This is a genomic window from Winogradskyella thalassocola (genome assembly GCF_900099995.1).
GTDB classification, from domain to species: domain Bacteria; phylum Bacteroidota; class Bacteroidia; order Flavobacteriales; family Flavobacteriaceae; genus Winogradskyella; species Winogradskyella thalassocola.
The window spans coordinates 175,790-202,645 of the sequence record NZ_FNCZ01000005.1; the positions used below are offsets into that span (position 1 = coordinate 175,790).

The following is a 26,856-nucleotide window of genomic DNA, read 5'->3' on the forward strand; positions in this document are numbered from 1 at the left end:
TACAGTTTCTTGAATATTTAAAAAGATGTTAAAAACCTATTAAACATCTTAAATTCATGACGTTTTTCATTAGAATACAGTCTCAAACAACAATTAAGTTCTAAAAATTTTCAAACTGTTTTTCTATCTCAATGCGTTTTGTAATACTAAACGCTCTTAGATCTTCAAAAAATAGAATAAAATCGCTTTCAAATTCTTCATAATGTTCTTGTAGCTCTTTGGTAGCTTCATTCATTTTGGAGAGACCTTTGGTTCTGTGATTCATGCCGTTTAAAACAATTTGAATTCCTTCAACTGTAGCATAACTCAGTAGCCAATTACCTTCTATCATTATCGGAGTTATTCTTTTAAAACGAGGAGGTAGAATGGTTATGTTTTTAGTAAGAGTTTTATAAAAATCTGCGATGTAAATGTCTAGTGGGATGTCGGAATACGCTTTCCAGTTTTTAGCTAAAAAATGATCGAAAAAGATATCTACAATAACTCCGCTATAATGTCCATAACCTTTATGTAAGCGTTTGGTACATTGTCTAAAAAGAGGATGTGCATCTGTAAACGTATCGATATTGCGATGCAATTGAATTCCAATTTGGATGTCTTTAGGGTATAATTTATACTTATTACCTCTAACTCCGTCTGCGACAAAGTTGCCTATAGCAATGTGTTCATTGTCTCCTGAAAGATAAATATGAGCGAGAAAATTCATGTTTCGAAATTACAAATTCATAATCACAAAATAGTTAAAAACGGTATATCTATTTATATTTGCTAAAAATAGAAATTACATGACTTTAATAAAATCAATATCAGGAATAAGAGGAACAATAGGAGGATTGGTTGATGATAACTTAACGCCTATAGATGCTGTTAAATTTGCAGCAGCTTATGGGACTTGGTTAAAACAACAACGCGACAAAGACAATTATATAGTCGTTGTTGGTAGAGATGCTCGTATTTCCGGTGAAATGATTCAGAATTTAGTAATGAATACTTTAGTCGGACTTGGCATCCATGTGATTGATTTAGGGTTGTCTACAACACCAACCGTTGAAATTGCTGTTCCCTTAGAACATGCCGATGGTGGTATTATTTTAACAGCAAGTCATAATCCTAAGCAATGGAATGCTTTAAAGCTTCTTAATTCAAAAGGCGAATTTTTAAATGGATCAGAAGGACTGAAAATCTTAGAGATTTCAGAATCTAATACGATGAATTTTGCTGAGGTTGATGATTTAGGAAAAATAACAATTAACGATGCGTATATCGATATTCATATTGATGAAGTCTTAGACTTAGAATTGGTAAACGTAAAAGCGATAAAAGATGCTAATTTTAAAGTGGTTGTTGATGGTGTGAATTCTACAGGAGGTATCGCTATCCCTTTATTATTAGAACGTTTAGGTGTTGAGGCTGTAAAATTATATTGTGATCCAACAGGTCATTTTCCTCATAATCCAGAACCTTTAAAAGAACATTTAGGGGATTTAGCAAAAGCGGTTGTAAAAGAATATGCTGATTTCGGAATCGTTGTAGATCCAGATGTCGATCGTTTAGCTTTTATGGACGAAACAGGTGAGATGTTTGGAGAAGAATATACATTGGTGGCTTGTGCAGATTACGTGTTGAGTAAAACGCCAGGAAACACTGTAAGCAATATGAGTTCTACACGAGCGTTACGCGATGTTACCGAAAAGCATGGTGGAACTTACGAGGCTAGTGCTGTAGGTGAAGTGAATGTAGTTGCCTTAATGAAGAAAAATAAAGTTGTTATTGGAGGTGAAGGCAATGGAGGTATTATTTACCCAGAATCACATTACGGACGTGATGCTTTAGTTGGTGTGGCTTTGTTTTTGAGCTTGCTAGCTGAAAAGAAAATGAAAGTCAGTGAACTTAGAGCGTCTTACCCAAATTACTTTATGAGTAAGAAGAAGATTGAATTAACTCCAGGATTAGATGTCGATGATATTTTAAAAACTATGGAAGCTAATTACAGTCATGAAAATTTAACTACAATCGATGGAGTTAAAATTGACTTTGCAGATAGCTGGGTACACCTTCGTAAGAGTAACACGGAACCAATAATTAGAATTTATACTGAAGCACCTTCGCAAGAAGCAGCAGATACTTTAGCAGATAGAATTATCGGAGAGATTAAAGCTATTGCTAATATTTAGTGTCTTTAAGATTGCACTAATAAATGTGAATCTGAAGTAAACAAAAGTGCCTTGAGATGAGATTGATTTCAATAGGAGTAATGCATAAAATGATAGAAGGATGATTTTAGAAACGAATACTACGGAAATGACTGAATTAGAAGCTTATTTTAATCAGTTTCGGCAACATATCATTGGTCAAAATCAAATGTTTGAATCTCCTTATGGTGAACAAAAAATCATCTATACAGATTGGACAGCTTCTGGTCGATTATACAGACCTATTGAAGACAAACTAACAAATGATTTTGGGCCTTTTGTTGCTAATACACATACCGAAACTACAGTTTCTGGTACGGCTATGACAAAAGCGTATCATAAAGCGAGGCACATTATTAAAGATCACGTCAATGCTAATGATGATGATATTTTAATCTGTTCCGGTAATGGTATGACCGGTGTAGTCAACAAGTTTCAACGTATTTTGGGCTTAAAAGTTCCAGAGAATTTAAAGGAGTTTACCAACATCCCAGAAGAAATGCGACCAGTTGTTTTTATTTCACATATGGAGCATCATTCTAATCAAACGACCTGGTTAGAAACGATGGCAAAGGTTGAGGTCGTACCACCAAATGAAGATGGTTTATTTTGCCTGAAGAATTTAGAGACCTTATTAGTTAAATATAAAGATTGTACCATTAAAATCGCTTCAGTTGTTGGTGGGTCTAATGTTACTGGAATTCAGATTCCACATCACGATGTGGCTAAATTGATGCATCAACATGGTGGAGTTTGTTTTGTGGATTTTGCATGTTCTGCACCTTATGTTGCTATTGACATGCATCCTGAAGACAACGATGCACAATTAGACGCTATTTTCTTTTCGCCTCATAAATTTTTAGGTGGACCAGGAACTTCTGGTATTTTGGTTTTTAATAAGAAGTTATATAAAAATATGGTTCCAGATTGTCCAGGAGGAGGTACCGTGAGTTGGACAAATCCTTGGGGAGAACACAAGTATATTGATAATATTGAAGATAGAGAAGATGGTGGTACACCAGGTTTTCTTCAAGTTATAAAAACAGCACTTTCTATTAATTTGAAAGAACAAATGGGAGTGTCTAATATTTTGAAGCGCGAGCATGAACTAGTTCAAATTATTTTTGAAAAATTAGGAGACACTCCTAATATAAATATTCTTGCAGGTCAGCATCAGGATCGCTTAGGAGTGATTTCGTTTTATATTGACGATTTACATTTTAACCTTGCTGTAAAGTTATTAAATGATAAATTCGGTGTGCAAACTCGTGGAGGTTGCAGTTGCGCCGGTACTTATGGGCATTTCTTATTGCACGTCGATCAGCAAATGTCGCACGAATTAACTAATGAGATTTCTATTGGAGATTTAGTGCGAAAACCAGGTTGGATTCGTATGTCTATACATCCTACAACCACAAATGCAGAGATTAAATATGTCTGCGATAGTATTTTAGATTTAGCCAAAAACCATGAAACTTGGGCTAAAGATTATGAATACTCTAAGTGTAATAATGAGTTTATACATAAAAGTTTAGTTGATCAACCTTGTACGGCTATTAACGTGGATGCTTGGTTTGATATGTAATTATTGAAGTTGTATAGTAGCTTATTTCTCTTTAAAAAGAAAAGCGTTATTGAAATTCAGCTGGCACTTTATCTCTATGTTTCCAGCGTCTGTGCGTCCAAAGGTAAAATTCTGGTGCTTGTAAAATCTGCTCTTCAACCAACTTAAAGAATAAGTCTGTAATTTCGTAATCTTTAAATTCTTTTGGGTTTTCTGTAATGGTTTTAAACGTTGTTTCATAATAGCCACGCTTAATTCGTTTCACGCTAAAAAACACCACTGCCATATCTAATTTCTTGGCCAACATTTCTGCACCCGTATGCATTGGCACTTTTATGCCCATAAATTCATTCCAATGAAAGGCTTTATGAACTTTAGGGGTTTGGTCAGAGACAAATCCGTTGATGGTTAATTCTCCTTTTTTCTTACTTTCTAGCAGAACTCCATAGGTTTCTTTTGTAGTGATAAGGTGAGAATTATATTTGGCTCTAATACGTTTTACTAATTTATCAAAATACTTATTGGCTAGACGTTTGTAGACGGCATAACCTTTATGCTTAACATGTTTTTGTAAAATAAAAATCCATTCCCAACTCCCATAATGCGCGCACATTAAAATAATACTTCGCTGTTTTTTTTCTAGATCATTGATTAATTCGACATTTGTAAACTTAAAGCGCTTATTCATTTCAGCTTCAGTAATCGTCAATGATTTTATGGCTTCCACCATCATATCACAAAAATGGTGATAGAATTTTCCTGTGATTGTTGAAATTTCTTGTTCTGATTTATCAGGAAAAACCAATCGTAAATTTTCTTTTACAACCGACTTTCTATAGCCGAAAATTTTATACATAAAAAAGTATATAATATCAGACAGTCCATAAAGTAATCTAAACGGTAATATTGATATTAACCAAAGAATCGGGTAAACTAAAATATAAGCAATAAGTTGCATTAAAGTATGATTGCATTTAAGCACAAATATATATATTTGATTTATAAGAATTAGAGTTTATGGACAATTTAGGTATAAGTATAGTTACCATTGTGATTATTGTAGCCAACGGTATTATGTCTTTTAAAGGATTTGATGATCGTGGTTTTTTTGAGAAATACAAATTTAATGTCGGCAGCATAAAACGTGGAGAACAGATAAGGATGATAAGTTCTGGATTTTTGCATGCTGATATTACGCATTTGCTGTTTAATATGTTTACGCTTTATTTCTTTGCAGATGCTGTGGTTAAGCAGTTGGGGGCATTTAATTTTATTGTTATTTATTTTGCCAGTTTAATTTTTGGAAACTTACTCTCGCTCTATTTTCATAAGGACGAGTATTGGTATAGTGCTATCGGCGCGAGTGGTGCTGTAACGGGTGTATTATATGCAGCGATACTGTTACGTCCAGATATGAGCTTGTATATGTATTTTATACCCATCCCGATTCCTGGTTATGTGTTTGGTATTGGCTATTTGTTATATTCAATTTATGGTATGAAAAATAGAATCGGAAACATTGGCCACGATGCCCATTTTGGTGGTGCAATCGGTGGCTATGTGGTGACTTTAATAATGGTGCCAAGTTTGTTTACAACCAATTTAGGCTATGTAGGATTATTAGCGATACCAATAGTTATTCTTTTTGTATTGTATAAAACAGGAAAATTAAAATAATTGTAAATTCAATATCATTTAGTATAATAAAGAATAAAAAGGTATGACAAAAGTCATGTTTTTGCCTGAAAACTAAAATCATCTTTGTTGCTTATTCAATTTTTAAACAAAATTAGAAGATGGCTTTAACAAAATCACTGCACAGTTTTCATATACCAGTAATGGGTTTAGCGTATACTATTGATAGTCCTATTCGTGTGGCTCAATATGGTATTTCGTCCGTAGTATCAATTATAGACGATGAACTTATTGAAAAAATGAATGCTTTTTACAGTAAAAAATTCAACTTACCATACCAAGAAATCACAAAAAAGGCACAAGATTATCGCGCCGAACGTATTACATCGTATTTAAATTTGGCTGATACTATTGTAAAAGAAAAGTTCTCAAATTTTAAAGCGGAATTATCTGAAAGCAAAGCGGCTTTGGAACACTTTATCACCACCTTACCTAATACATCTGATTTTAAGGAAGGACTTTCTAATTTTCTACAAGAAGGAGTTGCATTTAAGGATAAGGTTAGAAGTTATCTCGAAACCCATTTAAAAGCGGGAACTATTGATGTTAACATCATGACCAAAGTCGATAAAGATAATTTTATTAAAGGTGAACAATTACCAACAGAATACAATGATGCACATGCCTCGCTACGTGGTTTTGCGAATAGTAACTTAAGCTCATCTGTCGTACTTTCTGCGGGAATGAATCCTAGATTATACAGTTATTTTGAGAATTTTAAAGACTTCTTTCCGGATGCGAATGGAGAGTTAAAAAAGAAAATCATATTAAAAGTTAGTGATTACCGCTCTGCAATTATTCAAGGCAAGTTTTTAGCTAAAAAAGGCCTTTGGGTTTCCGAATATAGAATAGAATCAGGATTAAACTGTGGTGGTCATGCTTTTGCTACCGAAGGTTTTTTATTGGGTCCAATTTTAGAAGAGTTTAAGACGAAGAAAATAGAATTAATACAAGACACACACGAGGTTTATGTAAAAGGTTTAAATCAAAAGGAAATCGACGCTCCTCAGCAACCTTTAGAATTGAAAATTACAGTCCAAGGTGGAGTGGGGACCGCAGAAGAGCATCATTTTTTACTTGAAAATTATCAGGTCGATTCGGTAGGTTGGGGAACACCATTTTTATTAGTGCCAGAAGCCACATCTGTAGATCAACAAACACGAGATTTATTACGTAGCGCTAAAGAAAAAGACTTGTATTTAAGTGGGATTTCGCCTTTAGGTGTTCCTTTTAATACTATAAAAGGAACGACTAATGAGTTTCATAAACAAAAACGGATTACGAACAATAAAGCAGGCAGTTCTTGTCCAAAGAAATTTTTGGCATTAAGTAAAGCGTTTGGTCCAGAAGGGATTTGTACGGCTTCTAAAAAATATCAAGATGTTAAGTTACAAGAACTAGAAACTAAAAAAGCGGACGTCTCTCCAACTATTTATGAAAATGCTAAAGCCAAAATAACCGAAAAAGCATGCCTATGTGTTGGTTTGGCAAATGCTTCTTATTTAGAAAACAATATTGATATTAAAGGGCAGGAGCAAGGAGTTGTTATTTGTCCGGGGCCAAATGTGGCGTATTTTGATAAAGAAGTTTCACTTTCTGAAATGATGAAACATATTAATGGTAATGCCTCTGTACTTTCTAATGTAGATCGTCCAAATATGTTTGTAAAGGAATTGAAAATGTATGTGGATTATTTAAAAAATGAGATCGATACTATTTCTGAAGACCTAACAGCCAAACAGATTAAAAAATGGACAGCATTTAAAAACAATCTGTTTGATGGTATTACGTACTATGAAGACTTGTTTGTAACGGCGCTATCTTCAGAATATACAACTATTCAAAAAGAGCTTCAATTTTATAAAGATGAATTGACGCTTGTTTCTATACCTCAGTTATAAATGGTTTAGGTGCTCTAAAATAGAATACTGCTTAAATGAGAAAGCCTTTACATTACTATAAAGGCTTTCTTGTTTTTATCTGTAATTATTATCTAGAACTTTTTATATTACTTGTAAAAGACTCTTAAAAGCTCTAGAGTTATAAGCCGTTTATAGACCTAAAAGTTCTTTTACTTTGGCTTCTAAAGTGTCTCCTCTAATATTTTTAGCGACAATTTTACCTTCGGCATCTAATATAAAGACCGCAGGGATAGCGTTTATATTATAAAGTTGTGCTACAGGATCTTGAAAATACTGTAAGTTAGAAACTTGAGTCCATGTTAATTTGTCTTTTTTAATGGCATCTAGCCATGTTTGCTTAGGGTCTTTTTGAGAACGCGTACCATCTAAAGAGACACCAATGATTTCTAATCCTTGGTCGTGATATTTGTTATAGATTTTAACGACATTTGGGTTTTCTCTTCTGCAAGGCCCGCACCAAGCCGCCCAAAAATCAATGATAGTAACTTTACCTTTAACATCATTTAGACTTACTATGTTTCCTTCAGGAGTTGGAGCTTCAAAGTTTGGGGCTATTTTACCAATATCAACACGTGCTTTTTTCTGATAAGCGATTAATAAATTATCTAAAGTTATTTTTAATGATATGCCTTTTGGTGATGATTTTAATTCTGAATCAAGGTTATCAAAAGCCGTTAAATACTCCTCAATATTGGCATTTCTTTTAGCAGATTCTAACTCAATTAACGCAAGACTATAGTAACTACTTGGGTGATTTTTTATAAACTTAATTGGAAATTCTTGGAATTTCGTTTCGGCTGCTGCAGCAAGCTTTGTTATAGAGTCTCTTTTTGCAATAGCACTGGTAGATCTGTTATTTCTCAATTGAACCTTTAAATCCATAGCTGTTTTACGGAGCGCAGTCAATTCCTTTTGATATGTGTCATAATCATTTTGAGACGACGAGCCCGATACTGTAGATTGTGAAATATTAGCCTTGTTAATCGCAATATCAATGGCGCTATTTTCTAGCATAAAATTTAGATTGCCATTTACAGAATTTACAGAAATTATTGATAACGTTGGGTATAAGACTTTCCCCGTAAATGTGAATTTTTCATCAATGACAACGGCCGTATCCAAAACCCGTTCTCTTCCATTTTTTTCGACATTTTTTAAATACGCTCTCACTCCATTATATACGCCTACAGCATTACCATTAATAATGAAGTCTGTTCGTTTTTCTTCGGATTTACATCCTAAACATAAAAGCCCAATAAAGGTGAAGATCAATACGTTTCTCATAATACTATTTTAAATCTAATGTTCTTAATTAATTTAAGGAACTGCAAATATAAAAACAAAGCTTAAATACGAAGAATATAAACGCTAAGTCTTAAAGTTGAAGACTATTATATTTAAAGAATCCCATAATTTACAATACTTTTGCAACAAATAATTAGACCATGCATAACGATACCATTGTAGCTTTAGCAACACCATCAGGGAGTGGTGCCATTGCCGTTATACGATTATCAGGACTCGATGCCATAAACATAGCTTCAAAATGTTTTAAATCTGTTTCTAATAAAGATTTAAACAAGCAAGCTACGCATACCATTCATTTAGGTCATATTATTGATAATAGCAGAACTATTGATGAGGTTTTGGTGTCTGTATTTAAGGATCCTAATTCTTACACTGGTGAAAATGTGGTGGAAATATCATGTCATGGGTCGTCTTATATTCAACAAGAAATCATTCAATTGTTTTTACGAGAAGGTTGCAGAATGGCTTCGGCTGGTGAATTCACCTTGCGTGCTTTTTTGAATGGTAAGTTAGATTTGAGTCAGGCGGAAGCTGTGGCCGATTTAATTTCTAGTGATAATGAAGCGTCGCATCAGATTGCGATGCAGCAGATGCGTGGAGGTTTCTCTTCTGAAATTGCTAAGCTTCGTGAAGAGCTCCTAAACTTTGCCTCGTTAATAGAATTAGAATTAGACTTTGCTGAAGAAGATGTTGAATTTGCGGACAGAACTCAGTTTAGGGAGCTTATAGAACGTATTAATTTTGTACTAAAGCGTTTGATAGATTCTTTTGCTGTAGGTAACGTGATTAAAAATGGTATTCCTGTAGCGATTGTTGGTGAGCCTAATGTTGGAAAATCGACCTTGTTGAATGCGTTATTAAACGAAGATCGTGCGATTGTTTCTGAAATTGCAGGAACCACAAGAGATACTATTGAAGATGAAATTTCTATTGGAGGAATTGGTTTTCGATTTATAGATACGGCAGGTATCCGTGAAACTGAAGATGTTGTTGAAAGCATTGGTATAAAGAAAACCTTTGAAAAGATTGAGCAAGCCCAAGTGGTGATGTTTTTGGTGAGTAGCGCGCAGTTAGCTGTGGATAAAGAGGCTATTAAAACCATTACGATTGAGATTGAAAAGGTAAAAAACAAGTTCCCGCAAAAACAGTTATTGGTTATTTTGAATAAAATTGATCAGATTACAGATTCGGAATTGGCTGATATTAGAACCGCTTTACAATCTAAAGCTACTCAGGTTATCCCCATTTCTGCAAAGACTGGATTTGGTGTAGAACAACTTACTAATAAGCTTCTCGATTTAATTAATACCGGAGCGTTGCGTAATAATGAAACCATTGTAACGAATTCACGTCATTATGATGCTTTATTAAAGGCTTTTGAAGAGGTTCAGAAAGTGAAAGACGGTTTAGCGACCGGCTTGTCTGGTGACTTGTTAGCTATTGATATTCGTCAGGCGTTGTATCACTTTGGAGAGATTACCGGAGAGATTACTAATGATGATTTACTTGGTAATATTTTTGCTAATTTCTGTATCGGGAAGTAATTAAGCTTCTTTTTATTGGTTTTTACTTGTTTTTCAATGGTTTACATATTCTTTTTTGTTGCCTAATTGCCCTTTTTTAACTATATTTGTTTCATATATGTTGCCCAACATACGGATTTGTTGCCCAAATCTGTTGGCAAAAATAAAGGCGAAATGATGCACCATAACGCACCACGTTGCACCATTACGCTACATAAAGCACCATTTATGAGCAGTAATTTATACATCCCGAAAACTTGTAAGCATTGCGGAAATGCTTTTACAGCACGTACAACAGTAACTAAATACTGTGGTAATTCTTGCGCTAAAAAAGCCTATAAGGCCAGAAAGCGTAAAGAAAAAATTCAATCAACTCTTAATGCAGATATGAAGCAAAAGAATGAAGTGATTGAGGTTCAAAATACAAATGCTGTAAACAATAAAGATTTTTTAAGCGTTACAGAGGCTTCTCAATTAATTGGTGTTAGTAGATGGACCATTCAAAGAATGATTCAACAAGGACGTTTAAAAGCTGTTCCTTTCGGAAGAAAACGTATTGTAGCCAGATGGCAAATAGAAAACCTTTTTAATTAGCATCCTATGAAAGTAACATTAAGACAACGCAAGAAGAATGACAAAATAAGTTTGTATTTAGATTACTATCATAAAGGCAAACGTAAAACCGAATATTTGCGTTTATACCTTACACCTAACCCTAAAACTAAAACCGAAAGAGAGGTTAACAAGAAAACCAAACAATTAGCGGAAACTATTTGCGCTCAACGACAGATTGAAATTCAAAACGGTATTTATGGATTCCAAGATATTGAGAAATTAAAAGGGAGTTTTATTACTTATGTAACAGCATTAGCAGAGAAAAAGAATACAAGCTCTGGTAACTATGGTAATTGGAACAGTATGTTAAAACATCTAAAAACTTTTTGTCCAACAGACGTAAGTTTTCAAGATATTGATAAGGATTTTGTAGAACGGTTTAAAGAGTATTTAGATAAGGATGCTATGGCAAGAGCAGGTAAAAAATTATCTCAAAACTCTAAATATTCCTATTATGGAAAATTTAATGCAGCATTAAAACAAGCTGTTAAAGATGGTATTTTAAGAATAAACCCAGCAAATGGTGTTGAGTATTTTAAACAAGGTGAACCTCAACGAGAGTTTTTAACTTTGGATGAATTACAAATAGCAGTTAACACAGAATGTGAGTTACCACTTTTAAAAAGTGCTTTTATATTTTCTGCGCTTACCGGTTTACGTTGGTCAGATATTGAAAAACTGATTTGGTCAGAAATTCAACATTCTAAAGAAATGGGCTATTATATTCGTTTCAGACAAAAGAAAACAAAAGGAGTTGAAACTTTACCTATTTCAGACCAAGCGGCAGAACTGTTAGGAGATAAAGGTAAACCTGAAGAAAAAGTTTTTCAAGGTTTACATTATAGTGCTTGGTCAAATTTAAAGTTGCAACAATGGATGCTTAAAGCAGGAATAACAAAAAATATCACGTTCCATTGTGCGCGTCATACCTATGCAACTTTACAATTAACTTTAGGAACAGATATTTATACAGTTTCAAAGTTGTTGGGTCATAAGGAATTGAGAACTACACAGATTTATGCCAAAGTAATTGATGATAAAAAGAAAGAAGCTGCTAACCGTATTCAACTGGATTTATAATGAAAGGAAGTATGTTTTCAAGTTTAGTTTATATAACCAATGGCCTACATAGAGATAATAGAAAGGAAAAGGATTTTAAGCACTTATTGTCTGATTTCAAATTGAATCCAAAAGCTAATAATGCGGTTTTTAAAGTAAACTTTAAAAAGCCTTTAAATGCTAAAAAAGAATACTACCAAAAGCTGATATTTAATGAAACAGAAAAGACAGTAGTATCATTTGTAAAGGAATTTCCTGAAAATGCTACAGTTCCAGAAAATAAATACAGTTTTACTATTCTGCTTAACAAGTTTGATAAGTACTTAAATGACATCGCAAATTATATAAATAATAGAGCGATAACAGCAGATTTTAATATTGACGACAATTATATCATCAACTACTTAAAAGTATCTGTAATCCGATTATATGCTGAACTGCAAGAACAATATGGTCAGTTTTCAGAAGATTCAAAATTCACAATTTTAGAAATAGCTGAAAAATATTTTAATGACACAACGTTTGATATTAATCAGATAGAAAAAGCGAACACAAAAAAAACAGTTACTAAAAAAGAACCGAGAGTTACAGCAAAACCAAAAACCTCTTTCGGTTATAAAAGCAAAGACACCTCAACCTTATTAACTGTACTAAAGCAATTAAACCTAAAAATTGATTTGTTAGATAATCGTTCAACTGTTGAGCAATTTCAAGAACTATTATTATCTAAAGATTTTACAGTAGTAGATTTTCAAATTTATCTTCAATGCGAAACCACACAGTTTAGTTACGTGGTAAAAAAGCTAAAACCATTTTTTAATAGTTTCAATCCTACTTCAATTGAACGCTCTGGTAAATTTAGAACTAAAACAGATACACCTTTAAGAGCAAATAATCTTCACAAAAACAAAGTTCACAACCCAAAAGAAAAGGAAGAAATAGATAAAATCATCCAACAACTGCAATAAAAAACAGTAAGAATAGTAAGAAACCTTACTGTTGTCTTACCCTTGCTTTACACTCTTACTAAAATAGGAAAGCCAATTTTAAACCTTTGTCCTGTTCTTGAAAACCAAGAATGACATTTGGCCAGATGTCCTCATTTATTTAAAACAAAATAAACGATGGACACAAATATCATCGAAAAGTTAGACCGCATTGAAAAACTCTTATTAGAGCAACAAACAATGCAAAAGCAAGTATTGAACTTCAATGAAACTTGCAAGTATTTAGAACTATCACAATCGCACTTGTATAAACTTACAAGTACGGGAGCCATTCCACATTATAAACCGAATGGAAAAAAAATCTATTTCCAACGTCAGGAGTTAGACCAATGGTTACTACGTAACCGTATGGATTCCCAAGATGAAATCGAACAGCAAGCTGCCGATTACCTAATCAAAAAAGGAAAGGTAAAGTTATGACTGAAATAATCGATTTACTCTTGGCACTCTCACAAGAGATTAAGGACATAAAAGCACGTATCGAATTAATAAGAGCAACGAGAGCAGAGTGCTTAAAAGATACGTGGATTGACAATCAGGACGTATTGCAAACGCTACATATTAGCCAACGCACACTACAAACATTCCGTTCAAATGGTACGCTTCCATATAGCAAGATACAAGGTAAATTTTATTACAAGGTATCTGATATAGAGGAACTATTACAGAGCAATTATTATAACCCAAATTTCAAATGCGATGGTAATAAGTAGAGAAAATATCTTGAAGAAAACGCATTACGGTTTAAATATCTATGCGTATGTATTAAGACAGTATTATTCTGAAACAACAGTCCTTTCCTTAAAAGGAAGGGACTGCGGGGTAACCCGTAACCCTTTTAACGGTGGTAAATCAACATTACAAATTAATGTTGTTGAAAATAAAGCAATACATTATGATACAGAACTAACCGATTTTAAAGGTGATGTTTTTGATTTTGCATCCTATCATTTTAAACTCGTAGATGATGAAGAATTATTACTTAAAATCAACACTGAATTACATCTAAATCTTGAAGTTAAAAAAGAAAATGAATTGTCTTGGTTAGATGATCCCGATGATACTTGGTATGCTTACAGCAGTTTTTATAAAGCACCAATTAGAAATGTATTTCCAAATCAAAAAGTAAGATTACATCAAATATTTGAGCGTATTACAAGCGATAAGTATAAAAGTATCACAGAACAATTCAGAGCGATTAAAGACCCAAAAGAAGCACGAAAATTTAAAGCAAATCATTTTGATTATGTAACATTTTCAGGTGTGTTTTCTAAACGAAATGATGATAGTTTAATTGAGCATTCATCATTACTGACAATCGATTTTGACCATTTAGAAAATCTTGAAGAACTAAAACAACAATTATTAAACGATGAATATTTCGAAACCGAATTGCTGTTTACATCACCTTCAGGAGAAGGCTTAAAATGGATAATTAGAATCGATTTATCCAAAGTGTCACACAATGAATATTTTATTGCGGTGGCCAATTATATAAAACATACATATAACATAGAGGTTGACCAATCAGGTAAAGACATTTCCAGAGCGTGTTTTTTATCCCACGATCCATTGGCATTCCTACATAAAAGACATCAAAAGTTATGACAAAAATATTTAACCCAAAAGATTGGTTAACTGTTCCAGAGCCAAAAGAAGTAACTAAAAAACCAATCAACAACAACTCTACGATGGTTGTTGTAAATGATATTGAAACATATATCAACGCATTAGGACAATCAGGTATCGATATTACAGATACTTATGATAAATGGCGTGATATTGGTTTTGCTATTTCAGAAGAATACGGAGAAGCTGGACGTGATTACTACCATAGAATAAGTAAAAATTATTCTGGCTACGACCATAAAGAATGCGACGAACAGTATAATAAATGCTTACAGGCAAAAGGACACGGTATAAGCATAGCAACATTATACCACCATTTACATCAAGTTGGTATTAAACCACAACAGCAACAACAAGTTGTTGAAGTGTTGCAACAGTCAGAAGAAGTAAAACAGCCACTGCCAACAATACCAACAACAGTTTACAGCAATATTCCGACATTTTTACAACAAGTAACACAGCCATCAAGCAGTAATGAAGAACGTGATATTTTATTGTTGGGTGCATTAACAGCGTTTAGTGCTTGTTTTCCAAAATTGTTTGGTGTGTACGACCAACGCAAGGTATTTAGTAACTTGTATTTATTTGTTACAGCACCAGCTTCAGCAGGAAAAGGAAGATTAAACCAAATTAAAAATTTGGTAAATCCTGTTCACAAACAACAACGTGAACAATCCAAAATCCTAAAACAACAACATCAAGTTGAAATGGCAACTTATAATATGAATAAGGGTAAAAGTGAAACAATGGAAAAACCAAATAAACCACCTGAAAGGATGTTGTTTATTCCTGCCAACAATAGCGTTACGGGTGTTTATCAATTAATATCTGACAATGAAGGTAGAGGGTTAATTTTTGAAACTGAAGGTGATACTTTAGCACAAGCCTTTAAAAGTGATTACGGTAATTATTCCGATGGTTTTCGTAAAGCATTCCACCACGAAACCATTAGTTATTATCGAAGAACAGATAGAGAATATGTAGATATTGAAAGACCTTGTTTGTCAACAGTATTGTCAGGTACACCAAAGCAAATTCAAGCATTGGTTCCAAATGCTGAAAATGGGTTGTTTAGTCGTTTTATGTTTTATTATATGAATATCAAACCAACTTGGAAAAACGTTTTTCAAACAGGCACAGCAAATGGTTTAGATGAATACTATGACCAATTAGGAAAAGATTTTTTTGAGCTATACAAAACCTTAAAAAACAATCCAGCTATTGAAGTAAGGCTAACAACAGAGCAACAACAAAAATTCAATGTGTTTTTTGAAAAGTTACAAACCAAATATCTCAACTTACAACCAGATGATTATATCGCAACAGTAAGGCGTTTAGGCTTAATTGCATTTAGAATTATAATGTTATTTTCTGTATTTCGAATTATGGAAGATGGTGATGTCAACCAAGTGAGGTATTGTGAAGATGTAGATTTTGAAAACACATTGGAAATGATTAGCGTGTTAGTAAAGCATAGTAGTAAGGTTTTTAACGATTTACCTATGGAACAAAAGCAAGTAAAACGAGCCAATCGAAAAGAACGTTTTTTAGATGCGTTACCTCATCAATTTTCAAGACAAGATTATCTAAATATAGCCGACAAAAACAAAATACCCCACAAAACAGCAGAAGGCTATATTACCAAATTTGTTGATGCAGGTTTAATACATCGAGAAGCACACAACAATTATACAAATCCTGCAAAAACATAATTCAGGATTTTGAGGATTTAAGGATAAAATTGATAGGACTTCCTTAAATCCTTAACTTCCTCATTCCCTTGTTAATAACTGTTAATATCTTTTTCTTACTTCTTTCTTTCCTTTTCTTAAATTAGACAAAATTTGACAAGTCTAAATAATTCTATTATGGAGTTTGGAGAGTATATACGTTCATTGCGTGAAAAGCACAATTTACTATTAAGAGAAATGGCTGCAAACCTAAATATGGATGTTGCCTATTTAAGCAAAATAGAACGTGGAAATCGTATAGCAAGACGCGAACAAGTAGTCGCTTTTGCTAAAACATTAAAAGAAGACGAGAATGAATTAATTAAGCTATGGATGTCGGAACAAATTGTACTAATGCTAAAAAATGAAAAAGAGCGTACGGAAATCCTCAAAATAGCTGAAGAAAAAATTAGTAAGATTGTTAAAAAGGGTAAGAATTTAAAGTGATTTATGTTTAAAGAGAATAAATATTATGGAGAGGTATGGTTCAAATCTGCAGAGGATGATAAATGCTTTTGTGTATTAGAGTTAATTAATGATGAAGTACACATAACGACCAATTTATCAGAAAGATTACCTGCCTATCAAATAGAGTTAATTTATGGAGTTTTTACAGGTTTAGGCTATTTAACTTTTGTAAACTGCAAGATTAAAAACAGTAGCAATGGAATAGTAGAGACTAAAACTTATAAACCTAAATATACTTTTGCTTGTGCATATCATTTAATTGAACCTGTAGGTTTGAGAATTAATGAATTTCAAATTGACAATTTAGCAATTGTGAGTTGGGTTAGAAAAATGCATTGGTATAATTCTTTAGAAGACAAACTTGAAAAAGAGGATGACGTAATTCATAATACGAATATTGCTAAAGACTTATCTATAAAAATTACAAAATCAACATCATATACTTCTAACCACGATTTTTTTAGAATGGACAATGTTGGATATGTTGATTTTAAATCAGAAAAAAGTTTGAGTATTCTTGAGAGTATAGATTTATATAATTCATTTCAAAAATTATTTCATTTTTTATACGGTAAGTCTGTACAATTTAAGGCTTTTAATTTCAAATGTTTAAGTTGTGGTAACTGGGCTTCGTTATATTATAAGGATGATTTCAACAAGGAAAACATATCTGGTTTTATCGCGCTTGACTATGATACTATTAAAGATGATTTATCTAATATAATTAAGCATTGGTATAACAATGAAGGTATAGGTTATTGTGCTGATATTATCATCGAAAATTTACTCTCGGTTAAAACAAGTCATAGTAGACGATTTACAAATTCTTATTCAGCTTTTGAGGCTTATAGTTTGAAATTTGGAAACAAGATGAAGAACTCATCTTTTGCCAAAGATTTATTAGAACAAAAGCAATTATTAGCCGATATAACTAATATACCTAAAGATGAGATTAAAATTTATGTATCAAAAATTGTACGTCATCGAGATTATTTAATACATCGTACTAAAACAAAAAACAATATTTTCACACAATTTGAATTATTGTATATATCGTTTCTCTTGGATTATATAGTTGGTATTGGTCTAATGAAACAAATGGATGCTTCCGAAAAAATTATTGAAAAGATTATAGGTAGAGCCAAATCTACATATCAAGATATGCAGTCTGTAAATAAATTATTAAATAAAGATTTATTAGAAAGTACTAATCAAAAAGCACCAAATATGTAAAACCCAAAACACCTCATTACTTATGCAAGAACACTTAAAAACCAACATACTTAACTTTAAATGGCCTAATAGTGCGCCTACCATTTATTTAACTTTAGAAGATATTGAAGGTAGTCATCCTATACATAAATCTAAATTTTCAAGGCAGATTAAAGAGGTGTTTCCAGATGCAGACTTATCTAACAAAGACCAAATATTTACAACATTTACAACGGAAATACCAGATGCACCAAGCATTAAGTTAAATTTAGTAGATGGTAGAGAATTAAGAATATATAAGCAATTCCTTAAACACCAATTAAGAAGCTATTTTAAAGCAAAAGACTATGTAGTTGTAAAAAACTTTGTAGGTGATGTACAGGTTTGGATGCCTTCTCTTAAAGGCAATACAGAGCATTATAATTTATATTATAAGTTTTCATTTAAAATACAATTTGCAAAATTAACCGACTTACCAGAACTTATTGTATCGTACGATGGCACATCAAAAGTCCTTACAACGTCTGTTAAGGATATTGAGGATTCAGAGTTAATAAAACGTTGCGTATATGGACAAACTATCTTCAATTATCAAATGAACCTCGATACAGAGGAAAAAGAAGATTATTTCAATGCTATTGAGTTTGATAAAGTATTCCCAATTTTTAGTTTACCATTAGCCAGAGCATTAGAGATACCTATTGAAGAACCAATTAGACCAGCTAATAAATACCAAAAGTATGTAGCACTTATTAATAATTTTGCAACCAATTATTTGTTTGCAGAAGATTTTAAAGCCATTTTCCCGTTTAAAAACGATGCATTTATTGATGTGCCTCTCAACCGTATTAATCACATTGACCCACAAGTAGGATTATTAGAGTTTGGTAAAGACCAATATGGTAACAAGAAAACCCATTTAGTGCCTAAATTGGCAATGAATAACCTTAACCCATACAAACGACCAAACAACCAAAATATTAAGTTTTTCTTTGTGTACCATACCTCGCATAAAGAAGCAATTAAAACATTTTACAACAACCTTAAAACTGGTGTTACGGCAGATAAAAAATATTTTAAAGGGATTGAGGCTTATGTAAACATTAAGGCTTCAACTTCTAAAGAGCATTTTATAGAGTTTACCAACGAAAGCGACCCAATTCCAGAAATTACAGAAAAGTTAGAAAACCTTTCATTCGACCACGATACTGTACGTTATGCAGCGTTTTATTTAAGTCCTTTCGATAAGTTTACACCAAATCCTGAAGACCGAGAAATATATATTCAAATCAAAGAACTCTTTCTAAATGAAGGCATTGTTACACAGGTTGTAGATTATGAAAAAATGGTGGTCAATATCGAGAATCAATACAACTTCCAATTCTCATTACAAAATATGGCATTGGCAATTCACGCCAAATTAGGTGGCGCACCTTGGAAACTTGCAGTAACCGATAAAAAAGAATTAGTAATAGGTGTTGGTGCATTTACCAATCAAGGCGAAAACAGACGTTATATAGCAAGTGCCTTTAGTTTTCAAAACAATGGCTTGTTTAGAAAGTTCGAGTATTTTGACCAAAGCGAAACAGACCTGTTAGCAGGTAGTATATGTAAAGCCATAAGAGATTTTACATCTGTTGCAGAAGCTGATAAAGTAGTCATTCACTTCTATAAAGAAATGAGCTACGAGGAACTAAAACCTATTATAAGAGGGATGCATACATTAGGGTTAAAAATTCCTCTCTACATTCTAAATATCAATAAAACAGAAGCAGAAGATATTATTGCTTACGACCTCAATTGGAATAAAAAGTTAATGCCAGTAAGTGGTACATACATACGTATAAGCGAAAACCAATTTTTGCTGTTTAACAATGCACGTTACCCTAATTCTCAAAGGTATGCAGATACAGATGGCTATCCATTTCCAATAAAAATTAAAATAAGCAGTCCAGATGAAGATGCTTTTGAAGATGCAGACGTCGTGTTAGAATTATTAACACAAGTATATCAGTTTAGCAGATTGTATTGGAAATCACTACGACAACAGAATGTCCCAATCACTATAAAATATCCAGAAATGGTAGCACAAATAGCGCCACGATTTAATAATGGTGTTCCAGATGATGCCAAAGATGCTTTATGGTTTTTATAAAAGAATGATATGTCAAGATTAAGAAGAAAAGAAACACTTGCATCTATAATGGGTTTTGGTTTTATCCATTTTGAGTTCCATTTAATTGAAGATTATATGAATCATATGGAAACTCATTTTGAAAGAGAATTAAAAAATATAGAGGTTGAGTATGATAATTTTCAAAAATCCAAAGAGGTTGATAAATCAGAATATTCAGAGGAATATTTAGACCACATACAGGATTCCTTTATTGACAATGTTTTTATGTTTAATGATGTTTACATCAAAAATTATAGAAACGCTCAAATCATACAACTGTATTCTTTTTTTGAAGATGTTTTAAAACGTGGTTGTGATAGGTTCGCATCGTATAAACAAACAGACTACAGAGTAGATGACTTAAAGGGTAATAATGATATTGATAAGGTAAAGAAGTTCTTAAAGCAGTCAGCTAAAGTTGATTTTTCGATACTCAATCCTGAATGGAGTTTTATCGATAATTTTAGACAAGTACGTAATTTAGTTGTTCATCATAAGGGTATAATTAAAAACAACGATACCGTCAATAATAGTGATAAAAAGTTCAATAACATTAAGAGTTTTAGCAAAGGTAAGTTTACTTTAAAACAGTATGTCTCTTCACAAAATAGATTTGAAATAGTACTTGATAATCCAAAATTCTTTAAAGAGATAGTAAATAACATTGAAAGTCTATTAGATAAAATAGGCAGTAAAGAAATGCCTTTAAACGAAGTAAAATAGAGTATGTCAAACCCAATAAAACAACATTATATTCCACGTTCATATTTAAAGAACTTTGGAATTGAAGGTAGAAAAAGAAATTATTTTGTTGATGTTTATAAAACTGATGATGATATTCTTTTAGAACAGATTAGTACTAAAGATATTTGTTTTGAGAAAAACATATATACTATTCCAGCAGAATCTGATGAGATTAAATATGCATTAGAAAAACATTACGCTGAAAATGTAGATAGTGAATTTCAAAAGGTCTATTCTCTGCTTATTGATGAAAAAACTTTAACGGTAACCCAAGAACAAAAAATACAGATACTCTACGTTTGTCTCTCGCTATATTTTAGAACACCAAGAATTTTAAATCTTCAACGGAGTATGAATAATCAAATTTTTGATAGAGCAGCTCATACAGCAGATGAAGAAGGATTGATAAAAATGAACTTATATGGTGAAAAAATAAAGTTTCACATTGATGATATTGAAGCTGTAAAAAAAGAACATAACGAACGTTCAAGAACGGTTTTTTTAGTAAACCATTTAGAACAATGGGGGAATTTTGTAAAATATAAATATGACTGTACTATTAATGTTATTAAAATTAATGATGCGAATGCACCTCTCATAACTTGCGATAATCCTGTATCCATCAGGCATTTTGAAACAAATCGTTTTCAAGGGTTATATGACCCAAGAGCAGTAATAACTTTACCATTAGACCGCTCACATTATTTAGAAATTCATCCCAATGACTATGCAGATGGCCAAACAAGAATTAATCGTCTTACACAAGATAGAGACTATGTATTCACTACAAATGGAGTAACCCAACAGAATGCAGAAAAACTATTAATTGGTTATAAAGGAGATATTGATAAACATTTCGATATTCAAAGTCATTATGAAAAACCAGAAAATGGTGAGGAATTTGTCAAAAAAGCTAAATACAGAGCGGAACAAGCTCTAATTCTATTTGAGATTTTAAAGAAAAAAGGATTTGTTTCCAATGAATTTATTGGTAAGCTAAAAGAGTTATTAGAACACCCTTATTGTAAGGATGACATACAAATGCTGAAGTATAAAAAAGTACTTTCTAAAATGGGTAAGTGGTAGTATAATACTTTTGCAACATCATTTGCAACACCATTGCATTAAATAATTTATATATTTGTCTAAATTATATGAAAATATTTTTTTCCATATCAATGTCTATTTTATTCTTTTTTCAAGGGATAAGCATAGATATGGACTTTTGTGGTCCAATTAAAGAAATTTCAAGTGTTATTACCCATTATCAAGAACATAAAGTCTATGGCGACTCTTTCCTTGAATATGTAGTTGAAGATTACATTGACAATGATACAAAAAATGAAGGGCATCATCATAACCCAGATAAGGAGAATACACCTTTCCATTCCCATAATCAATGTTGTCACCCTTTGGTATTAATTATTGCGAACAACAATTTGGCTTTAACCAATCGACTAAAATTTGAAGAGAAAAAACAGTATAATTTACATAAAGTAAACTTCACTTCCAGATATTTGGAATCACTTTTCCAGCCACCAAGGGCATAATTCAGTTTTTTTAAAGGATAACTATATCCAATTTTGAGCCTAAATGGTTCTTTTTATTTCGTACAATTCTATTTCTTATATCAGAATTGTATCGAATAGTTTAACTGAATTAATACATTTTCTATGATTAATAAAATCATTGATTTTTCAATCAATAACAAATTCATTATTGGTTTGCTAACGCTTACCATTGTTGGAGCAGGTATTTGGAGTATGACCCAAGTACCAATCGATGCTGTTCCAGATATTACCAATAATCAAGTACAAGTCATTACACAAGCACCCAATTTAGGTACAGAGGACATTGAGCAATTTGTAACCTATCCTGTGGAAGTCGCAATGAGTAACTTACCTGAAGTAAAGGAAATCCGTTCCATTTCTCGTTTTGGCTTGTCTGTGGTTACTATAGTTTTTGACGATGATATGGGAACGTATCTACCGCGTCAATTAGTAGCTGAAAAACTAAACGAAGTCAAAGAACAAATTCCGAGTGGTTTTGGCGAACCAACTATGGGTCCTATTTCTTCTGGTTTAGGAGAAATCTATCAATACACACTTAAAGTAAAACCAGAATATAAAGACAAATATTCGGTTACTGATTTGCGTACAATGCAAGATTGGATTGTACAGCGTCAAATGGCTATGGTAGAAGGTGTTATTGAAGTAAACGCAATAGGTGGAAAAATTAAACAGTACGAAGTTGCTGTAGACCCAAACGAACTAAAAGCTATTGGTTTAACAATTACCGATGTTTTTGAAGCTCTTGAAGCCAACAATCAAAATACAGGTGGTGCATACATTGAAAAGAACCATCAAGCCAATTTTATTCGTGGCGAAGGCTTGGTGCGTAGTTTAGAGGATATTAAAAAGATTACGGTTAAAAACACAAACAATATTCCAATTACCGTAGGCGACATTGCAACGGTACAATTTGGTGCTGCTATTCGTTATGGCGCTTTAACCCAAGATGGCGAAGGCGAAGTAGTTGGTGGTTTGGTTATGATGCTTAAAGGCGCTAATTCAAACGATGTTATTGAGAATGTAAAAGTGCGAATGGCTCAAATTGAAGAATCATTGCCTGAAGGCGTGATTATTGAACCTTTATTAGACCGTAGTAAATTAATAGCAGAAACGACATCAACGGTAGCTGGAAACCTTATGGAAGGCGCATTAATAGTCATTTTTGTACTTATCTTTTTATTAGGAAACTGGAGAGGTGGTTTAATAGTAGCTTCAACAATTCCATTATCACTATTATTCGCATTTATACTAATGAATGTTTTTGATGTTTGGGCTAATTTAATGAGTCTGGGAGCAATAGATTTCGGAATTATTGTCGATGGTGCTGTAATTATTGTAGAAAGTACAGTTTTTCTTATTGCATCACAAGTATTAAAGAAAAGGAAATTGACATCCAAAGAACGCGATGGCGTTGCAGCAGATGCTTCAAAAAAAATGATGAATGCTGCCTTTTTCGGCCAGCTGATTATCCTAATTGTATTTCTACCAATATTAGCATTAGAAGGCATTGAAGGAAAAATGTTCAAACCAATGGCATTGACTTTCATTTTTGCAATGATTGGTGCAATGGTACTTTGTTTGACGTATGTACCAATGATGTCTGCCTTGATTTTAAGAGCACCAAAAAATGACAAACAATCGTATGGCGATAAATTTGTGCATTGGGTAGAACGTAAATACCAACCGCTATTAGAAAAAGCCTTAAAGAAAGGAAAATTAATAATTGGTGTTTCTGTTGTATTATTTGGTATTGCAGTTTTTATGTTTACAAGAATGGGTGGCGAATTTATTCCACAATTAGATGAAGGTGATATTGCATTTCACGCCATCTTAAAACCCGGTAGCTCACTTACAGAAACGATTGAAACAACTACAAAAATTGAACAAATTGTAAAAGCAAAGTTTCCAGAAGTTGAAAAAATAGTCAGTCGAATTGGTGTTGCAGAAATTCCAACAGATCCAATGCCAATGGATATTGCTGATGTTTTTGTAATACTGAAACCAAAAAGCGAATGGACTACTGTAGAGACAAAAGATGAACTCATTGAAAAAATGAAAGAAGCTGTTGAAATAATTCCTGGTGTTAACTATGAATTTACACAACCCATTGAAATGCGTTTTAATGAATTACTTGAAGGTGTTAGAGAAGATATTGCTATTAAACTTTATGGAGAAGATATAAATCTACTGTCTCAAAAAGCAGAAGAAATATCTAAAATCATTGCTGGTACAGAAGGTATTGGCGATATGAAAGCGGAAGCTACAACGGGTTTACCACAAATGACAATTACGTATAACAGAAGTAAATTGGCACAATACGGACTTCAAATAAATACATTAAATCAAATTGTGCAATCAGCTTTTGCAGGAGGAATAGCAGGAACTATTTTTGAAGGCGAAAAGCGATTTGATTTGGTGGTTAGGTTAAGTTCTCATAATCGTAAAGACATAACAGATGTGCAAAATTTGTATATCAACTTGCCTTCTGGTGCGCAAATTCCATTACGTGAAATTGCGGATGTTAGCTACAAAGCTGGTCCAATGCAAATCAGTAGAGACAATACCAACAGAAGAACTTATGTAGGTGTCAATGTTAGAGGTCGTGATGTAAAATCATTGGTAGAAGAAATTAAAACTAAATTAGATGCACAATTAGAACTGCCTTCTGGTTATTTCATTCGTTATGGTGGTGCTTTTGAAAATTTAGAACGTGCCAGTAACCGTTTACAAACTGTTGTTCCTATTGCCTTGTTACTCATTTTTGTACTGATTTATTTTGCATTAAAATCCTTACCACAAACCTTGATGATTTATATAGCAATCCCAATGGCAACCATTGGAGGTGTTGTAGCGTTATGGTTGCGTGATATGCCTTTTAGTATTTCGGCAGGTGTTGGTTTTATTGTGTTGTTTGGTGTTGCAGTATTAAACGGATTAGTAATGATTAGTGGTTTGAATGAGTTAAAAGAAGAAGGAGTTACCAATCTAAAAGATAGAATTATAGAAGGTACAAAGCGAAGAATCAGACCTATAATGTTAACTGCTTTTACAGATGTTTTAGGCTTTCTACCTATGGCAATTTCAGCATCGGCTGGTGCAGAAGTTCAGCGACCTTTAGCAACCGTTGTAATTGGTGGTTTGTTAACCTCTACACTATTAACATTATTCGTTTTACCTATATTATATCATTGGGTAGAAAACAAATCATTCAATTTTAGGGCTAACAAAAAGGTAATTACAGTTACTGCTATGGTGGCTTTTATGTTTTTGTTGCCAATAACAGGAAATGCGCAAAAAATAAATGATTCGTTACCAATTATTTCGATGCAAGAAGCTGTAAAATTGGCTAAAGAAAACTATCCAAGTTTAAAACAACAACAACTCGAAATTGATAAGCAACAACAATTAAAAGGAACTGCTTTCGATTTTGGTACTACCCAAATTTTTACGGGAGGTGAAGAAATCAATAACGGAAATGGTATTTACACCACTATTGGAGTTGGTCAATCAAATATTGATGTATTTGGTATAGCACCAAAGAGAAAATTACTGGAGCAACGCATTCAGTTAGCTCAAAAAGCGTTTCAGCTTTCAGAATTAGATTTAGAACTGGAAGTAAAGAAAGCGTGGGCAAATGCTTTACAGAGTAAAAGGAATTATAATTTATACAAAGAGTTAGATTCCATTTATACCAACTTTGAAAAAGCAGTTGCTTTAAATTATGAAGTAGAAGCCATTTCTAAACTGGAATATGCAGCAGCCAAAAATCAAGCCTTACAGATTCAGAATAAATTTTTGCAATCAAAAAGCGAATATGTTATTGCTTTACAACAATTAAACTTGTGGTTGATTTCAGATGATTTTTATACGGTTTCAGATGAAATTGATATAGCGAGCGAAATAAATGTAGAATCCTTTAGTATAGAAGCACACCCTTTATATACTGTTTCTCAACTTCAACTCGCAGAGGCAGAAGCAAACTTTAAAGCTGCCAAAGCTGAAAATTTACCAAAGTTAAACCTTCAAGGTGGTTTGCAAAAAGTAAACGGAAATTCAGGGTTTTATACCTATCAAGCTGGTATTTCCATACCGTTTTTATCTGGTACAACAAAAGCACAAGTTAGAACTGCAAAAATTGATAGGCAAATTGCCGAATCAAATATGCAGTTCAAGCAAAAGGAAGTGCAATCTAAATTTAATCAAGCCAAAGAAAATCACCAAAAATGGAAAACATCTTGGCTGTTCTATAAGGATGAAGTATTACCACTTATTAAAGAACAAAAAACTGGTGCTTTGTTTGCTTATAAAGAAGGAGAGATTGATTACACAGCGTTTACACAACTTATAAAAGAAGCTATTCAATCAGAACTGGAAGCTCAAACAGCGTTAGCAAACTATTTAGAAAGTACATTTCAATTACAATATTTTAATCAATAAGACA

At 32.8% G+C, this 26,856-nt stretch carries 22 protein-coding genes; 19 read left to right on the top strand and 3 right to left on the bottom strand.

Annotation, left to right across the window (positions count from 1 at the left end; all coding sequences use genetic code 11):
• Nucleotides 1-100 precede the first annotated feature (100 nt).
• Nucleotides 101-706: an acyl carrier protein phosphodiesterase gene (locus tag BLT80_RS13395; protein WP_092468825.1), complete on the bottom strand. Its 606-nt coding sequence runs from the start codon at nt 704-706 to the stop codon at nt 101-103.
• Between the two features lie 79 nt (nt 707-785).
• Between BLT80_RS13395 and glmM the strand changes: the two genes are divergently transcribed.
• Together glmM and BLT80_RS13405 are read left to right on the top strand one after the other, a co-directional pair.
• Nucleotides 786-2,174: a phosphoglucosamine mutase gene (gene glmM / locus BLT80_RS13400; protein WP_092468827.1), complete on the top strand. Its 1,389-nt coding sequence runs from the start codon at nt 786-788 to the stop codon at nt 2,172-2,174.
• A 100-nt stretch (nt 2,175-2,274) separates the two neighbouring features.
• On the top strand, nt 2,275-3,777 hold the full coding sequence (locus tag BLT80_RS13405) for an aminotransferase class V-fold PLP-dependent enzyme (protein ID WP_245710253.1): 1,503 nt from the start codon (nt 2,275-2,277) through the stop codon (nt 3,775-3,777).
• 46 nt (nt 3,778-3,823) lie between these two features.
• Here the strand turns inward: BLT80_RS13405 and BLT80_RS13410 are convergent, their stop codons facing one another.
• Nucleotides 3,824-4,714 (bottom strand): lysophospholipid acyltransferase family protein, encoded by an 891-nt coding sequence (locus BLT80_RS13410; RefSeq protein ID WP_092468829.1) that lies wholly within the window; start codon nt 4,712-4,714, stop codon nt 3,824-3,826.
• A gap of 59 nt (nt 4,715-4,773) precedes the next feature.
• Between BLT80_RS13410 and BLT80_RS13415 the strand changes: the two genes are divergently transcribed.
• Together BLT80_RS13415 and BLT80_RS13420 are read left to right on the top strand one after the other, a co-directional pair.
• Complete coding sequence (locus BLT80_RS13415) at nt 4,774-5,433, top strand: rhomboid family intramembrane serine protease (protein WP_092468831.1); 660 nt, start codon at nt 4,774-4,776, stop codon at nt 5,431-5,433.
• Between the two features lie 119 nt (nt 5,434-5,552).
• Nucleotides 5,553-7,352 (top strand): hypothetical protein, encoded by a 1,800-nt coding sequence (locus BLT80_RS13420; protein ID WP_092468833.1) that lies wholly within the window; start codon nt 5,553-5,555, stop codon nt 7,350-7,352.
• 150 nt (nt 7,353-7,502) lie between these two features.
• On the opposite strand, the gene BLT80_RS13425 is transcribed toward BLT80_RS13420, so the two are convergent.
• On the bottom strand, nt 7,503-8,657 hold the full coding sequence (locus BLT80_RS13425) for a TlpA disulfide reductase family protein (protein ID WP_092468835.1): 1,155 nt from the start codon (nt 8,655-8,657) through the stop codon (nt 7,503-7,505).
• A gap of 161 nt (nt 8,658-8,818) precedes the next feature.
• On the opposite strand from BLT80_RS13425, the gene mnmE reads away from it, so the two are divergent.
• From mnmE to BLT80_RS13500, 15 genes are all read left to right on the top strand, one after another.
• The gene (gene mnmE, locus BLT80_RS13430; protein ID WP_092468838.1) at nt 8,819-10,225 is read left to right on the top strand and encodes a tRNA uridine-5-carboxymethylaminomethyl(34) synthesis GTPase MnmE; all 1,407 of its coding nucleotides are present in this window, start codon (nt 8,819-8,821) and stop codon (nt 10,223-10,225) included.
• Between the two features lie 153 nt (nt 10,226-10,378).
• Nucleotides 10,379-10,798 carry a helix-turn-helix domain-containing protein gene (locus BLT80_RS13435; RefSeq protein ID WP_245710254.1) on the top strand — a complete coding sequence of 140 codons (420 nt, stop codon included), beginning with the start codon at nt 10,379-10,381 and terminating at the stop codon, nt 10,796-10,798.
• Between the two features lie 6 nt (nt 10,799-10,804).
• Nucleotides 10,805-11,899, top strand: coding sequence for a site-specific integrase (locus tag BLT80_RS13440; protein ID WP_092468840.1), 1,095 nt, complete (start codon nt 10,805-10,807; stop codon nt 11,897-11,899).
• Nucleotides 11,899-12,846, top strand: coding sequence for a DUF6617 family protein (locus BLT80_RS13445; RefSeq protein ID WP_092468842.1), 948 nt, complete (start codon nt 11,899-11,901; stop codon nt 12,844-12,846). The genes BLT80_RS13440 and BLT80_RS13445 overlap by 1 nt, the downstream gene beginning before the upstream one ends.
• Nucleotides 12,847-13,002: 156 nt before the next feature.
• Nucleotides 13,003-13,305, top strand: coding sequence for a helix-turn-helix domain-containing protein (locus BLT80_RS13450; protein ID WP_092468844.1), 303 nt, complete (start codon nt 13,003-13,005; stop codon nt 13,303-13,305).
• Nucleotides 13,302-13,598 carry a helix-turn-helix domain-containing protein gene (locus BLT80_RS13455; protein ID WP_092468846.1) on the top strand — a complete coding sequence of 99 codons (297 nt, stop codon included), beginning with the start codon at nt 13,302-13,304 and terminating at the stop codon, nt 13,596-13,598. Before BLT80_RS13450 ends, BLT80_RS13455 begins: the two co-directional genes overlap by 4 nt.
• A complete protein-coding gene (locus BLT80_RS13460; RefSeq protein WP_092468848.1) occupies nt 13,585-14,493 on the top strand; it encodes a BT4734/BF3469 family protein in 909 nt (302 codons plus the stop codon). The genes BLT80_RS13455 and BLT80_RS13460 overlap by 14 nt, the downstream gene beginning before the upstream one ends.
• Complete coding sequence (locus tag BLT80_RS13465) at nt 14,490-16,226, top strand: DUF3987 domain-containing protein (RefSeq protein ID WP_092468850.1); 1,737 nt, start codon at nt 14,490-14,492, stop codon at nt 16,224-16,226. Before BLT80_RS13460 ends, BLT80_RS13465 begins: the two co-directional genes overlap by 4 nt.
• 156 nt (nt 16,227-16,382) lie before the next feature.
• Nucleotides 16,383-16,691, top strand: a complete 309-nt coding sequence (locus tag BLT80_RS13470; RefSeq protein WP_054724081.1) for a helix-turn-helix domain-containing protein — start codon at nt 16,383-16,385, stop codon at nt 16,689-16,691.
• A gap of 3 nt (nt 16,692-16,694) precedes the next feature.
• Complete coding sequence (locus tag BLT80_RS13475) at nt 16,695-17,945, top strand: ApeA N-terminal domain 1-containing protein (protein WP_054724083.1); 1,251 nt, start codon at nt 16,695-16,697, stop codon at nt 17,943-17,945.
• A 22-nt stretch (nt 17,946-17,967) separates the two neighbouring features.
• The gene (locus BLT80_RS13480; RefSeq protein ID WP_092468852.1) at nt 17,968-20,079 is read left to right on the top strand and encodes a Piwi domain-containing protein; all 2,112 of its coding nucleotides are present in this window, start codon (nt 17,968-17,970) and stop codon (nt 20,077-20,079) included.
• 9 nt (nt 20,080-20,088) lie between these two features.
• Nucleotides 20,089-20,823 carry a hypothetical protein gene (locus tag BLT80_RS13485; RefSeq protein WP_054724086.1) on the top strand — a complete coding sequence of 245 codons (735 nt, stop codon included), beginning with the start codon at nt 20,089-20,091 and terminating at the stop codon, nt 20,821-20,823.
• Between the two features lie 3 nt (nt 20,824-20,826).
• Nucleotides 20,827-21,930: a DUF4238 domain-containing protein gene (locus BLT80_RS13490; RefSeq protein WP_054724087.1), complete on the top strand. Its 1,104-nt coding sequence runs from the start codon at nt 20,827-20,829 to the stop codon at nt 21,928-21,930.
• 68 nt (nt 21,931-21,998) lie between these two features.
• Entirely contained in the window at nt 21,999-22,394 is a 396-nt protein-coding gene (locus BLT80_RS13495; protein WP_236778447.1) for a hypothetical protein, read from the top strand.
• Between the two features lie 123 nt (nt 22,395-22,517).
• Nucleotides 22,518-26,852: a CusA/CzcA family heavy metal efflux RND transporter gene (locus BLT80_RS13500; protein WP_054724089.1), complete on the top strand. Its 4,335-nt coding sequence runs from the start codon at nt 22,518-22,520 to the stop codon at nt 26,850-26,852.
• The last annotated feature ends 4 nt before the right edge of the window (nt 26,853-26,856 follow it).